Annotated in this window: 13 protein-coding genes; all 13 read left to right on the top strand. The window is 68.5% G+C overall.

Going from position 1 to position 13,184, the window contains the following annotated elements; genetic code table 11:
* Positions 1-29: 29 nt before the first annotated feature.
* The 13 genes from M0R80_10820 (at position 30) to M0R80_10760 (ending at position 13,165) form a co-directional block, all read left to right on the top strand.
* Entirely contained in the window at positions 30-767 is a 738-nt protein-coding gene (locus M0R80_10820) for an outer membrane lipoprotein-sorting protein (GenBank protein MCK9460121.1), read from the top strand.
* A gap of 20 nt (positions 768-787) precedes the next feature.
* Entirely contained in the window at positions 788-1,618 is an 831-nt protein-coding gene (locus M0R80_10815) for a phosphate/phosphite/phosphonate ABC transporter substrate-binding protein (protein MCK9460120.1), read from the top strand.
* 116 nt (positions 1,619-1,734) lie between these two features.
* Positions 1,735-2,850, top strand: a complete 1,116-nt coding sequence (ald, locus tag M0R80_10810; protein MCK9460119.1) for an alanine dehydrogenase — start codon at positions 1,735-1,737, stop codon at positions 2,848-2,850.
* Between the two features lie 115 nt (positions 2,851-2,965).
* Entirely contained in the window at positions 2,966-4,093 is a 1,128-nt protein-coding gene (locus M0R80_10805; GenBank protein ID MCK9460118.1) for a sensor histidine kinase, read from the top strand.
* Positions 4,090-4,743, top strand: coding sequence for a response regulator transcription factor (locus M0R80_10800; GenBank protein MCK9460117.1), 654 nt, complete (start codon positions 4,090-4,092; stop codon positions 4,741-4,743). The genes M0R80_10805 and M0R80_10800 overlap by 4 nt, the downstream gene beginning before the upstream one ends.
* 141 nt (positions 4,744-4,884) lie before the next feature.
* Entirely contained in the window at positions 4,885-5,325 is a 441-nt protein-coding gene (locus M0R80_10795) for a hypothetical protein (protein ID MCK9460116.1), read from the top strand.
* A gap of 55 nt (positions 5,326-5,380) precedes the next feature.
* A complete protein-coding gene (locus tag M0R80_10790; GenBank protein ID MCK9460115.1) occupies positions 5,381-6,541 on the top strand; it encodes an NAD(P) transhydrogenase subunit alpha in 1,161 nt (386 codons plus the stop codon).
* A gap of 31 nt (positions 6,542-6,572) precedes the next feature.
* Positions 6,573-6,851, top strand: a complete 279-nt coding sequence (locus M0R80_10785) for an NAD(P) transhydrogenase subunit alpha (GenBank protein ID MCK9460114.1) — start codon at positions 6,573-6,575, stop codon at positions 6,849-6,851.
* A 6-nt stretch (positions 6,852-6,857) separates the two neighbouring features.
* Positions 6,858-8,264, top strand: a complete 1,407-nt coding sequence (locus tag M0R80_10780) for an NAD(P)(+) transhydrogenase (Re/Si-specific) subunit beta (GenBank protein MCK9460113.1) — start codon at positions 6,858-6,860, stop codon at positions 8,262-8,264.
* A gap of 4 nt (positions 8,265-8,268) precedes the next feature.
* Positions 8,269-9,378, top strand: a complete 1,110-nt coding sequence (locus M0R80_10775) for a peptidoglycan bridge formation glycyltransferase FemA/FemB family protein (GenBank protein ID MCK9460112.1) — start codon at positions 8,269-8,271, stop codon at positions 9,376-9,378.
* A 10-nt stretch (positions 9,379-9,388) separates the two neighbouring features.
* Positions 9,389-10,108 (top strand): hypothetical protein, encoded by a 720-nt coding sequence (locus M0R80_10770; protein ID MCK9460111.1) that lies wholly within the window; start codon positions 9,389-9,391, stop codon positions 10,106-10,108.
* Between the two features lie 63 nt (positions 10,109-10,171).
* Positions 10,172-11,197, top strand: a complete 1,026-nt coding sequence (locus tag M0R80_10765) for a hypothetical protein (GenBank protein ID MCK9460110.1) — start codon at positions 10,172-10,174, stop codon at positions 11,195-11,197.
* A 72-nt stretch (positions 11,198-11,269) separates the two neighbouring features.
* Positions 11,270-13,165, top strand: a complete 1,896-nt coding sequence (locus M0R80_10760) for a hypothetical protein (protein ID MCK9460109.1) — start codon at positions 11,270-11,272, stop codon at positions 13,163-13,165.
* Positions 13,166-13,184 lie beyond the last annotated feature (19 nt).

Here is a 13,184-nt window from a genome sequence, read left to right as displayed (position 1 = left end):
GAGAGGGACTGATGACAAGGAAGACGGTGATGGCAACCGCAGTCGCGGCGCTGGTGCTCGGGCTTGTCGCCCCACGGGACGCGGCCGCCGACGAGGTCGGGGACATCCTCAAGAAGGTCGACGCCGTGCTGGTCAAGGTGAAGGACCAGACCTACCAGGCCACGCTCGAGGTGGTGCGCAACGGCAAGATCACGAAGAAGCTCGAGTTCCAGGTGAAGCTGAAGGGGTTGTTCCAGAAGATGGTCAAGTTCACGGCGCCCGGAGACGTGCGCGACATGGCCGTGCTCACGACCAACGACGGGCTCATGTACGTTTACATGCCGAGCTACAAGCGCGTGCGCCGCATCGCAGCCCACGTGCGCAACCAGGGGTTCATGGGCACGGACGTCACGCCCGAGGAGATGGCCATCACGACGATGTCGGTCGGATGGAAGGCGAAGATCCTGAAGCAGGACAAGAGCGCTTGGGTGCTCGAGCTGAAGCCGGACGCGGGGAACGACTCGATCTATTCCAAGCTCGTGGTCACGGTGTCCAAGAAGCAGGAGGGTGTCGAAAAGATCGATTCGTACGACGGCGCTGGCAAGCTCGTGCGGAGCCAGATCCGCACCGAGTGGAAGGACTTCGGCGCCGTGAGCATCCCGTCGGTGATGACGTTCCAGGATCACAGGACCGGTTCCCAAACCGTGATGCGCTTCCTGGACTGCAAGGTGAACCAGGGCATCCCGGACAGCGCCTTCACGACGCGCGCCTTGACGCGAGGCGAGTGAGTCGAAGGGAGGAGGCCACCTTGAACCGTAGAATCGCAGTCGCTGTCCTCGCGCTTGCGGCGCTCTTCGGGGTCGTGCAACCCGCGCTCGCGGCCGTGGACGAGCTGCTGCTCTGCCTGCCCGGCTTCCCGGGGACGTCCGCGCAGGCGCAGCCGTACATCGACAAGATGCTCCGCCACCTCGAGCAGAAGCTCGGGAAGCCCGCGGGCAGCGTCTCGGGCGTGTACCTCTCGGACGGCGTTGAGGCGGATCGCGCGATCAAGGCGAAGCGGCCCTCGGTGGCGCTCGTCGGCCCGTCGATCCTCGCGACGAACCACAAGGCGCTCGGCATGAAGGTGATAGCGAAGCTCGAGGTCGCCGGCCGATCCGAGGAGGTCTATTCGATCGTCGCGAAGAAGGGCGGCGTGCCCACGATCGCGGGGCTCGCCGGCAAGCGGCTCTCGGGCGTCGTTGTCAACGACGAGAAGTTCGTCGTGAACGTGCTCCTCGACAAGAGGGTCAAGATGGGAAGCCTCACGCTCGTCCCGCAGAAGCGGCCGCTCAAGTCGCTCAGGGACGTGGCTCGCGGCGAGGCCGACGCGGCGGTCGTCGACCAGAGCGTGGTCGACTCGATGGGCGAGCTCCCGGAGGCCGCGGATCTCGTCGTCATCCACACCGCCAGGGCGGGGCCGGCCCCGGCCGTCGTCGTCATGGGCTCGGGCGTTGCCGACGCGGAGGCGCTGGGCAAGGCGCTCGTCGGCATGTGCGACAGGCCGGACGGCGCCGAGCTGTGCAAGACGCTCACGCTCACCTCCATCCGGGCGGCGACGGACAGGGACTACAAGGGGCTCTTCGACCGCTACGACAGGTAGCCGCCGGCCGTCTCCCGACCGTTCTTGACAAAGAAAATCGGGCGCGTTAGCCAAGTGGCAGTCTGGCTTGGCCCACGATCTTTTTGGACCAACCCCATCGAACGCTGGAGGCAAAAATGATCATCGGAATTCCAAGAGAGATCAAGAACCACGAGTATCGCGTGGGCATGACGCCCGCGGGCGTCGAGCTCCTCGTTCACGAGGGGCACACGGTGTTCGTCGAGAAGGACGCCGGCGTCGGCAGCGGCCTCGCCGACTCGGAGTACACCTCGGTCGGCGCGAAGATGCTCGGCACGGCCGCGGAGATCTTCGAGAAATCCGAGATGATCATCAAGGTGAAGGAGCCGCTCGAGCCCGAGCTCAAGATGCTCAGGAAGAACCAGATCCTGTTCACCTACCTGCACCTCGCCGGCGACGAGAAGCTCACCAAGCGCATCCTCGAGACCGGGTGCGTGGGCATCGCCTACGAGACGATGCTGGATCCGAACGGCCGCGTGCCGCTGCTCATCCCGATGAGCGAGGTCGCGGGCCGCCTCGCGGTGCAGGAGGGCGCCAAGTATCTCGAGCGCGCTTTCGGCGGCCGCGGACAGCTCCTCGGCGGCGTGCCCGGCGTCGAGCCGGCGCACGTCCTCGTCATCGGCGCGGGCGTCGTCGGGACGAACGCGGCGCAGATCGCGGTGGGCATGGGCGCGAAGGTCACCATCATGGACATCTATACGCCCCGCCTCCGCCAGCTCGACGAGATCTACCAGGGCCGGCTGCACACGGTGAAGTCGAACCCCTGGAACCTGCGCAAGGTGCTCGCGAGCGCGGACGTCGTCGTCGGCGGCATCCTCGTCGTCGGCGCCAAGGCCCCGTGGGTCATCACCCGCGACATGCTCAAGCTCATGAAGCCCGGCGCGGTCATCGTCGACGTGGCGATCGACCAGGGCGGCTGCTTCGAGACGTCGCACCCCACGACCCACGCCGAGCCGATCTTCGAGGTCGACGGGATCATCCACTACTGCGTCGCGAACATGCCGGGCTGCGTGCCGCGGACGTCGACGTTCGCCCTGACGAACGCCACGATGAGCTACGCGGTCGACATCGCGAACAAGGGATGGAAGCGAGCCTGCCAAGAGGACAAGACGGTCCGTACCGGCCTCAACGTCTGCGACGGCAAGCTCACGTGCCAGGCGGTCGCCGAGACCTTCAAGATGAAGCTCACGCCCGTCGAGGACCTGCTGAAGTAGGCCCCTCCTCCCCCGCGGTAGTCGCCGCGTCGTCCCGAGCGCTCACCGTCGATCTTGCCGCTTCTGACGCGGGCAGTGCATAATCAACGAATCAGCGAGGAGAGCGTGAAGGTCGATGTCGGCGATGACGAAGTCGAGAAGCCGCGCTCGCGATACCGGCCGCGCGCTCGCGGAGCGGATCAAGGAACTCCACTGCCTGTACACAATCGGGCGGTTGACAGATCACCGGGATTTCGATCTCGAGGAGGTCCTCGGGCGAGTCGTGACGATCATCCCCGCCGCGTGGCAGTACACAGACGTCGTGTGCGCTCGGCTGGTCGTCGAGGGGAGGAGCTACCAGACTCCGGACTACGTCGAGACGAAGTGGATGCAGGAGGCGATGGTGATCGCCGAGGGCGCGATGGTGGGCCGGCTGATCGTCTGCTATCGGGAGAAGCGGCCGGATGCCGACGAAGGCCCGTTCCTCAACGAGGAGCGCAACCTCCTGAACGTCCTCGCACAGCGCGTCGGAGAGATCGTCGAGCGACAGCGCGCGGCGCAGAAGCTGAGCGTCTATCAGGAGCAGCTCCGATCCCTGGCGTGGCAGATCACGCGCACCGAGGAGCGGGCGCGCCGGGACATCGCAACGGTTCTGCACGATCGCGTGGGGCAGACGCTCGCCTCGGCGCGGATCAACCTTGTCTTGGCGCTCGCGTCCGACATGCCGGCGAGGCCGAAGGATCTCCTCAACGAGACGGGAACGCTGCTCAAGCAGGCCATCCGCGACACGCGCTCACTCATCTTCGACATCAGCCCGCCGATCCTGTACGAGGTCGGTCTCGGCGGTGCCGTCGAATGGGCAGCCGAGCAGGCCCGCAAGAGTTACGCGTTCGACATCGCGTTGGAATCCGATCCGCTTCCCGACCTGGAAGACGATGCGGCTTCCGCGATCTTCCAGGCGTGCCGGGAGCTTCTGAACAACGTGGGACGCCATGCTCGGGCGAATCACGTCGAGGTCAAGATGAGCTGGGACGGAGACACCCTGGCCCTCGTCGTCCGGGACGACGGGGTCGGCTTCGACGTCGCCGCGGCAAAGGAGCGCGCGCTCAAGGAAGGCAACTACGGCATCTTCAGCATCCGCGAGCGGTTCGAGCATCTGGGCGGCTCAGTGCACATCGACTCCGCGACCGGGCGCGGGACGTCCGTAGTCCTGCAGTACTCCCCGCGATCTTCCGGACGGAGAGAGAAGAGAGAGGAGCGATGAAGGTGCGGATCCTGCTCGTCGATGACCACAAGATCTTCTGCGAGGGCCTACGGGCGGTCATCGAGAAGGAGCCCGACATGGAGGTCGTTGGGACGGCGATCGACGGACGCGACGCAGTGCGCCTCGCGACCGGGTTGAGACCGGACGTCGTCGTCATCGACATCGCCATGCCCGGGCTCAACGGCATCGAGGCTACCAGGATGATTCTCAAGGATCATCCCGGCACCAAGGTCATCGCTCTGTCGATGCACACGGATCGCCGTTTCGTGGAGGGGATGCTCACCGCCGGCGCCGCCGGGTATCTGGTCAAGGAGTGCGCGGCCGAGGAGCTCGCGCGGGCCATTCGGACGGCGATCGGCGGGAAGGTGTACCTGAGTCCGGAGATCACCGAGATCGTCATCGAGGCGTTCACCCGCGCGAAGGGCGACGATGTGCATCTGGCAGGTCCGCAGCTCTCGACGCGCGAACGCGAGATCCTGCAGCTTCTCGCCGAGGGGAAATCCGCGCGCGATATCGGGCGGACACTGCACATCAGCGTCAAGACGGTGGAGAGTCATCGCAGGGCGGTCATGGAGAAGCTCGATCTCCACAGCGTTGCCGAGCTGACGAAGTACGCCATCCGGGAAGGCATCACCGCGCTGAACCACTGAGCCCCTTCCCGTCCTCCTTCCGCGCACCTCGAAATCAGTGTTTGGAGCACCCAAAACCATCCGGCGCCCGATTGTGGGCCCTCTGGTCATCCGCCTACTGTCGCTTCGTGGCCGCGTGCCGATCACGGAAGGAGGTCCGGAATGGCCGACGCTTTTGGCAGTCTCGAGAATTGGGGTCTCGTCCTGGAAACCATGGAAGAGCTCAAAAAGAAGAAGATGCTGGACGACCACCAGCCCGCGCTGGCGCGACTCCTGCGGTATCCCTACAACCCGCGGTTGAGCTGGGCTGCCTTGTCGGCGGCGAAGGAGATCACGCAAGCCTCGGACGTGCTCATCGCAGACGTGCTCGCGATACTCGTTTCCCGCGAGGCGATCACTCCCCATCGCGTGCTCGCAGCCGAAGCCCTCGGACATCTCGTGCCTCGACGCGTGGCACCGGCGCAGCCGGCCGATCTCGATATCGAGCGCGTCGTAGCGGCGATGTCGGACGTCGCGAAGACGCCGGGCCCCCCTGTCGTCGTCGAAGCCGTCGAAGCGGCGTTGGAGGCGATCAAGAGCGGCAACAAGAGCCCTGGAAAGTAGCGACTGACGATCGGGCCGCGGAGCGCTCGGCTCTCAAGCGAAAGTGGAGAACAGAATGCTGATTGGAATACCGAAAGAGATACTGCATGGCGAGAAGCGTGTTGCCGCCACACCGGCGACCGTCGGCTCCCTGAAGAAGAAGGGCTACTCGGTCGTCGTGGAGAGCGGCGCAGGGGACGGGATCTACGCATCGGACGAAGACTATCGGGCGGCCGGAGCCGAGGTCGTCGATGATCCCGAGAAGATCTTCCGCGAGGCGGACGTCGTCATCAAGGTGAAGCAGCCGTGCTTCAACGAGAAGCTCAAGCGCGAAGAGGCCGAGATGATTCGCGAGGGAGGGATCCTCATCACGTTCCTCCATCCCGCGAACCCGTCGAGCCACGCGAACGTCGAGATGCTGCGCAAGCGGAACGTGATCTCGTTCACGATGGACGGCATCCCGCGCATCTCCAGGGCGCAGAAGATGGACGCCCTCACCTCCATGAGCACGATCACGGGGTACAAGTCCGTGCTCGACGCCGCCTGTCGGCTTCCGCGCTTCGTGCCGATGATGGGAACCGCGATCGGGACGCTCAAGCCGGCGAGCTGCCTCGTCGTGGGAATCGGCGTCGTCGGGTTGCAGGCGCTCGCCACCATCAAGCGCCTCGGCGGAACGGGCACGGGTTTCGACATCCGCCCGACGGCGCGGGACGAGGGAAAGAGCCTCGGCGCCAAGGTCGGCGGCTTCGTCGTGCCCGAGGAGGTCGCCCAGGGCCCGGGAGGGTACGCCCTCGCGCTGCCGCCTATGCTGATCGAGGAGGAGCGGGCGGCGCTGCGCCCGTTCCTCCGTGAAGCAGACATCGTGGTGCTCAGCGCGCTCGTGCCCGGGGAGGTCGCCCCGGTGCTGGTGACGAAGGAGATGATCCGCGAGATGCGGCCCGGCTCGGTCGTGGTCGACGTCGCAATCGATCAGGGTGGCAACTGCGGGGCGACCCGGGCCGGCTCCGTGATCGACGTCGACGGCGTGACGGTCTGCGGAACGCAGAACATCCCCGGCAGCGTCTCCGTGCACTCGACGCAGATGTACGCGACCAACATGCTCTACTACATCGAAAACCTGTTCAAGAACGGCTTGGGCAAGATCGACTGGGACGACGACATCGTGCGCGCCTCGCTCGTGACCCGGGAGGGCCGGATCCTGCACGTCGGCACGCGCAAGGCGATGGGGCTGCAATGAGCTTCGCCGACGGTTCGGCGCGGAGGGATCGATGACCGAGCTGCTCATCCTCCTCGGCGTGTTCGCGGGCTCGCTCGTGGTCGGCTACGTGCTCATCTCGCGCGTGCCGCAGATGCTGCACACCCCGCTCATGTCCATGACCAACGCGATCTCGGCGATCACGATCCTCGGCGGCCTCCTGCTGTTCGCGACCGCGACCAGCGCCTCGGAGACCGCGATCGGCGCGGTGGCGCTCATGATGGCCTCCTTCAACGTTGTCGGCGGCTTCGCGATCACGGATCGGATGCTGCGGCTCTTCAAGCGGAGGTAGCCGAACATGCACGACCTGCCTCCTATCGTGTTCGACTTCGGGATCATCGGCATCCTGATCGTGGGCATCGCGCGGTTCACCTCTGTCCGTACGGCGCGGGGAGGGAACCTCCTCGCCGCCCTGGCGCTCGCGCTGGCGGTCGCCGCCGTGCTGCTGCGGGACGGGCTGGAGACGTGGATCGTCGTCCTCGTCGCGACCTCGATCGGATCGGTCGCGGGGCTGATCGTCGCCAAGCGGGTGAGCATGATCCAGATCCCCGGGCTCGTCGCGTTCCAGCACGGCGCGGGAGGAGTCGCGGCGTTCCTCATCTCCTTCATCGAGCTCCAGAGGATCGACGCGAGCGGTCCGAGCGTCGCGAAGGTCGCGGGTGTCGTCGGCGCGTTCATCGGCGCGGCGACATTCGCGGGCAGCGTCATCGCGAGCGGCAAGCTTTTCGGAAAACTGCGCCAGCAGCCCACAGTGCTGGTCGGCCACAACCCGTTCCTCCTCGTGCTGGTCGCGGGCTCGATAGGCGCGGGCGCCTTCGTCGTCAGCGGCGGGCCCGGGGTGGCGCTCCCCGGGACGCTCGTCCTGATAGGCCTGGCCGCCGTCTTCGGGTGGGGCATCGCGATCCGGGTCGGCGGCGCGGACATGCCCGTGCTCATCTCGTTCCTGAACGCCTCCGCCGGCCTCGCAGCGGCGTTCTGCGGCGTGATCATCGAGAGCCAGCTGCTCGTCGCGTTCGGCGCCACCGTTGCGGCATCCGGTTCCATCCTGACGCACATGATGTGCCGCGCGATGAACCGAAGCCTGCTCAACGTGTTCAAGGGCCTCGGGTCGGCGCCTTCGAGCGCCGCGAAGCGGCCCGGCGCGGAGATCTCCCGGCCGCTCCAAAGCGTGAGCGCGCCGGAGGAGAGAGCTTCGCCGATGGAACGCGCGATCAGCTCCATGCGCGAAGCGAAGACCGCGATCATCGTGCCGGGCTACGGGATGGCGCTCGGCCAGGCGCAGTTCGAGGTCGTTCGGCTCGCGCGGCTCCTCGCGGACAGAGGCGCGGAGGTCAGGTTCGCCGTGCACCCGGTGGCCGGGAGGATGCCGGGTCACATGAACGTGCTCCTGGCCGAGGCCGAGGCGTCCTACGAAGACCTCATCGAAATGGACGATGCCAACCCGCGGTTCAAGGACACGGACGTCGTGCTCGTCGTCGGCGCGTGCGACGTGGTCAACCCGGCGGCCTCCACGACGCAGGGAACTCCGATATCCGGCATGCCGATCCTGAGAGCCCACGAGGCCCGGCAGGTCGTCGTGTGCAACCTGAACGAGAAGGCGGGCTACTCCGGAGTCCCGAACCAGCTCTACGAGCGACCCGGCGTCATCATGCTGTTCGGCGAGGCGAAGGCGACCGTCACGGCGTTGCTCGAAGGGATGGGCTGAAGGCATGAGCGCCGTCGTCGAGCCCAAGCCGATCCAGGCGTTGGTCCCGACCGATATCGCGTTCCAGACCCGCTACTGGGGCGAGACCAAATCCAGGCTCGGGCATCGCGCCTGCGCGTTCGACTTCGCGATGCACGGCGTCGAAGGGGATCTCCTGCTGTTCGAGCACGAGATCGCCGCCGGGATCACTGCGGCGTACGTCCCCCTTGGCCCGGAATCCGAGCCCGGCGAGGACACACGCGGTGTGTTCCTGGAGTCTCTCTCGCGGGATCTCGCCCGCCGGCTCGGACCGCGCACGGCGTTCCTCCGCTGGGATCTTCCGTGGGAGTGCCCGTACCTGTCGGGGGCTACCGGGGGCGCGCGCGAAGGCGGGCGCCGCAGCGAACGGCCGGAGTTGCGTGTCAGGGAAATGCGCATGAACTTCGGCACCGAGACCTGGAACCTGCGCGCGGCGCCGATCGAGGTGCAGCCCAACGCGACGCTGCTGATCGATCTCTCCTTGCCCCTCGAGGAGATCCTGGCGCGGATGAAGCCCAAGACCCGGTACAACGTCCGGCTCGCCTACCGGAAGGGGGTGAGCGTCTCCCGGGCGCCGTCGACGATGGTCCCGGTGTTCCACGAGCTGTACCGCCAGACCGCCGCGCGCGACGGGTTCACCGCCGCGTCACTCCCTCATTTCACGGCGCTCTTCGAGCCCGTTCCCAGGACCGACGACGGGGTCGAGGTCCTGATGCTCCTCGCGTCCTACGAAGCAGAGCTCCTCGCCGGCGCCATCGTCCTCTTCAGCGGGAGCGTGGCGACCTACCTCGTCGGCGCGTCGTCGAACGCGAGGAGAAACCACATGGCGTCCTACGCGATCCAGTGGGAGATCATCCGCGAGGCGAAGGCGCGGGGGTGCACGATCTACGACATGTTCGGCGTGTCGCCGATCGACGCAATCGAGCACCCTCTCATGGGGGTTTCCAAGTTCAAGCGCGGGTTCGGCGGCAGGCTGCTCCATCGCACCGGATGCTGGGACTTCCCCCTCGACGGGCAGCTGTACGAAGCGTTCCGGACGGAGGAGGTGCTGGGCGCTATAGTATCGGGCGTTGCCAACCCCCCGATTTGCGGCTAGAGAACTCCCCATGACGCGCATGGGAGAGCCGCTCGCGATCCGCCTGGAGGGCGGCGTCGCGTTGCCGGACGCCGTGCTCGAGGCGGCGCGGCGCGCGGGGCTCGCGTTTGCGGACGTCAGCGGGTTCGGGGAGCTCGAGTGGGTCGAGCTGCAGAGGGGGGAAGGCGTTGCGCGGCTCGTCGGGCCCTTCGATCTGCTCGATCTGAAAGGGAGGATCCGGCGGGTCGGCGAGCGCGACGTCGCCGAGTTCGTCGTCACCCTGTCACGGCACACCGACGCCGGCCTCGAGGTGCTCGGCGGACGCCTCGCGCGCGCCGTGGGGAGCTTCCTGGAGCTGCGCATCGAGCCCTTGGCCGCGCTCGCGGCCCCGGCGACACCCGCTCCGGCGACACCCGCCCCGCCTCCGCGGGAGCCCGCGCCCGCGCGCGTCGAGAAGATGGTGCTCGGCGAGAAGTGGGCCGAGGCGCTCGCCGAGTCCAAGCGGCTCGAGAGGGGCGCGGCGGCCGGGGTGTGGGACGACGGCCCGCCCGCGGTCGTCCCGAAGCGCGGCGACATCGTCAACCACCGCCAGTTCGGCCGGTGCGTCGTCGCGAAGATCGACGACGACTATGTCTTCCTCAAGAAGCCCGACGGGCGAATCGTCCAGCTCGGGCTGCCGATCCTGACGTTCGCGATCCAGGGCACCGAGGGGGACGCGACCGTGCTAGACGTCCAGGTGCGGCGCGGCTGACGGCTCGAACGCGACGGCTCGAACGCCGTTGTCAGCGTCGGGCACCCGGCATATGCTCCGCCCATGTTCGGATCGACCCCACGCATCTTGCTGCTCGCCGCCGCGGCGGTCGTCGCTTCGTGCTCGGACGGCGCGCCGGGCTCGGGGGAGCAGAAGGGCGGGCCGTACCTCCGGTGCGCGCCGGCGCGGGACGACGGCGTCGAGGAGAGCTTCCGGCTGCCGCCTCTGACGCTCGAGCGCGACGGCTACGACCTGAAGATCAAGGGGACCGGCGGCGGGACGGTCGTGCTCGGCGTCCTCGCGGGGCTCGACGAGCCGATCCCGGCGACCCTGGCCAACGCGTCGTACCTCCTCGACAGGTTCCGGGCCGCGGGCGTGCAGGCGATCGCGGTGGCGGGCGGCGTGGGGCTCACGGAGGCGGACGTCGAGCGGAACCTCCTGGCGCTCGCGGCGGCGCCGATCCCGGTGCTCGTCAGCCCGGGCGCGGGGGAGAGCTACGACGTGCTCAAGGCGGTGTTCAAGCGGCTGCACAAGGGGCACCCGCAGCTCGTCGACATGACCGCGGTGCGCCGCGTGCGGATCGGGCACGTGACGCTCGTCAGCCTGCCGGGGTACACGAACGCGTTCTACCTCGAGGCCAAGGACCGCGGCTGCGCCTACGAGGCCGGTGATCTCGACGACGTCGCCGGGCTCGCGGACCGGGATCGCGTGAACGTGCTCCTCTCCGCCTCTCCGCCGCGCGGGGCCGGCGTGGGCGCCGCGGACCGCGGGCGCGGCGGGGTCAACATCGGCGATCCGGCGCTGGCGGCGATGCTCGGCGCCAAGGGGATCCGCTTCGGCCTCTTCGGGCACGTGTACGAGTCCGGCGGGAGCGCGACGCTCGCGGGCGGCGCGACGCCGCTCGGCCAGGGCGTGTGGCAGGACTCCATGCTCCTGCAGGTGGGCAGCGCGGGAGCGGTCCCCGTGTCGCTCGTGGGCGGCGGCCGATCCGTGGGCATGGCCCAGATCGTCGAGCTGTCGGGCGGCCGCGCGCGGTTCAGGACGGTCATGGTCGCCGGCGATCGCGGGGCGCCGCAGGCGGGGAACTGATCGCTCGCGCGAAATTGTGCCACGGGCCGACCTTGGGTATGATCTCGCGCGAGTGCAGCGGAGGAGGGCGAAGTGGCGAAGACCTGCAAGATGTGCGGCACACCGAACGGCGACGAGATCCAGTTCTGCGCGGCGTGCGGCAGCGCCCTCGACGGCGATCAGGGGCAGCTCAAGCGCGGCGCCCAGAAGCCGGGGAGCATGCCCGCCAAGACGATGATGTTCGGCGTCGCGCCCCAGGCCGCAGCGCCCCAGGTCGCGGCACCCCAGGCGCCGGCGCCGCCGGCGGGTGCGCCGATGGTGAAGATGCCCGCCAAGACGATGCTGGGCGTCCCGGCCGTCGGCAGCACGCAGGCGATGGCGCAGCCTCAGGCCCAGGCGCCCATGGCCCAACCGGCGCCCATGGCGCGACCGGTCCAGCCGGCGGCGGCGGCGCAAGCCACGTCGCCGTCCGAGGCGTGGCGGGACAAGCGGACCGTCCTCGGCATGCCGGCGGTCGTCACCGAGGCCGCCGAGCCGCCAGCGCCCGCACCCGCGCCGGCGAGCGCCTCGGTCCCGACCTCCGCGCCCACGATGGCCGCGCCGCGCGCCGCGCACCCCGAGACCGTGCCGATCGAGCCGCAGGGGAAGCCCGCGCCGGCGCCGCGCAAGCCCACGATGCGGGTGGAGCCGATCCGCGAGGATCCGCGAGGGCGCGGCGAGGACTGGGACGACGACGAGCCGCCGGCCCGCAAGCGCGGCGGCAAGGGGCTCGTCATCATCGCGATCGCCGCCGGCGCCGTGCTGCTCATCGGCGCGGCGCTGCTCGTATACCTGCTCGTCTTCCGAGGCGGCGGAGGGCTCCAGCCGCAGGTCTTCCCCGCCGCGGACGGCCAGACTTTGACGATTGTGCTCGCCTTCCCGAGCGCGCCGGTCGGCGCCGCGGTGCAGGTGCAGGGGCAGACGGTGCAGATCATGGGCGGCCAGGCCCGGTTCGATCTGCCGCGCACCCAGCTGAAGCTCGGCGAGAACCCGGTGCAGGTGACCTACATCGAGCCCGGCGCCGCGCCGAAGGCCGAGAGCTTCACCATCTCCTTGCGGTACGCGATCACCGACGACATGACGGGGCTGGTCACGGCGACCCCGTCGTTCAACGTCGGCTTCCAGGTCGCCGAGGGCGTCCAGCTCGCGATCTCGGGGCGGCCGGTCCAGACCGCGAACGGCCTCTACACGCTGAACGTCCCGCTCTCCCAGGTCGCGACCGTGGTGGAGTCGGGCGAGTCGCTGATCCACAAGATCTCGTTCCAGATCTCCGACCCGGCCGGGCTGACCGAGCAGGGGCAGCACGTGGTCACGATCCCGACGACGAAGCTGCAGGTCGACAGGCCCGCGCCGAACGCGGTCGTCGCGATGGAGTCGGTGCCCTGCGCGGGCGTCACGGAGGAGGGCGCGGTCGTCACGGTGAACGGCGCGCCCGCGGGCGTCACGGCGGCCGGGTTCCACGCCTCCGCGGCGCTGCCGGCGATAGGCGAGCACACGGTGACGATCACGGCGCGCGCCCCGGGCAAGGCGCCGCGGACGCAGGCGATCAAGATCACCCGCATCCAGAGCCTCGACGCCGCGGTCGCGGAGTGGGGCGCCGACCTCGACGCGTCGATCGACTACCCGACGCTCGCCCGGGATCCGAACGTCCACGTCGGCAAGAAGGTCAAGTTCCGCGGCCGCGTCGTGAACATCAGCACCGAGCGCGGGGTCACCGCGCTCCTCTTGTACGTCGGCACCGGCTGCCCGGCGGGCGCCAAGTGCGCCATCTACGTCGCGTTCCGCGGCGAGACCGACGCCGGGCTCCAGTCGATGGTCGACGTGTACGGGAAGGTCCGAGGCACCTGGGACGTGCAGCTCCAGGGGGGGAAGCAGGAGACGATGCCCGCGCTCGACGCCGAGTTCGTGATCCGGAGCGACGACGCCTCGACCGGGAAGAAGCGGCGCTGAGCCGGTCGGCGGAGCACCT

Source organism: Pseudomonadota bacterium, assembly GCA_023229365.1.
GTDB lineage: Bacteria > Myxococcota_A > Polyangia > JAAYKL01 > JAAYKL01 > JALNZK01.
The sequence above is the reverse complement of the archived record's forward strand: the minus strand, read 5'-3'. Positions and strand labels throughout refer to the sequence as shown.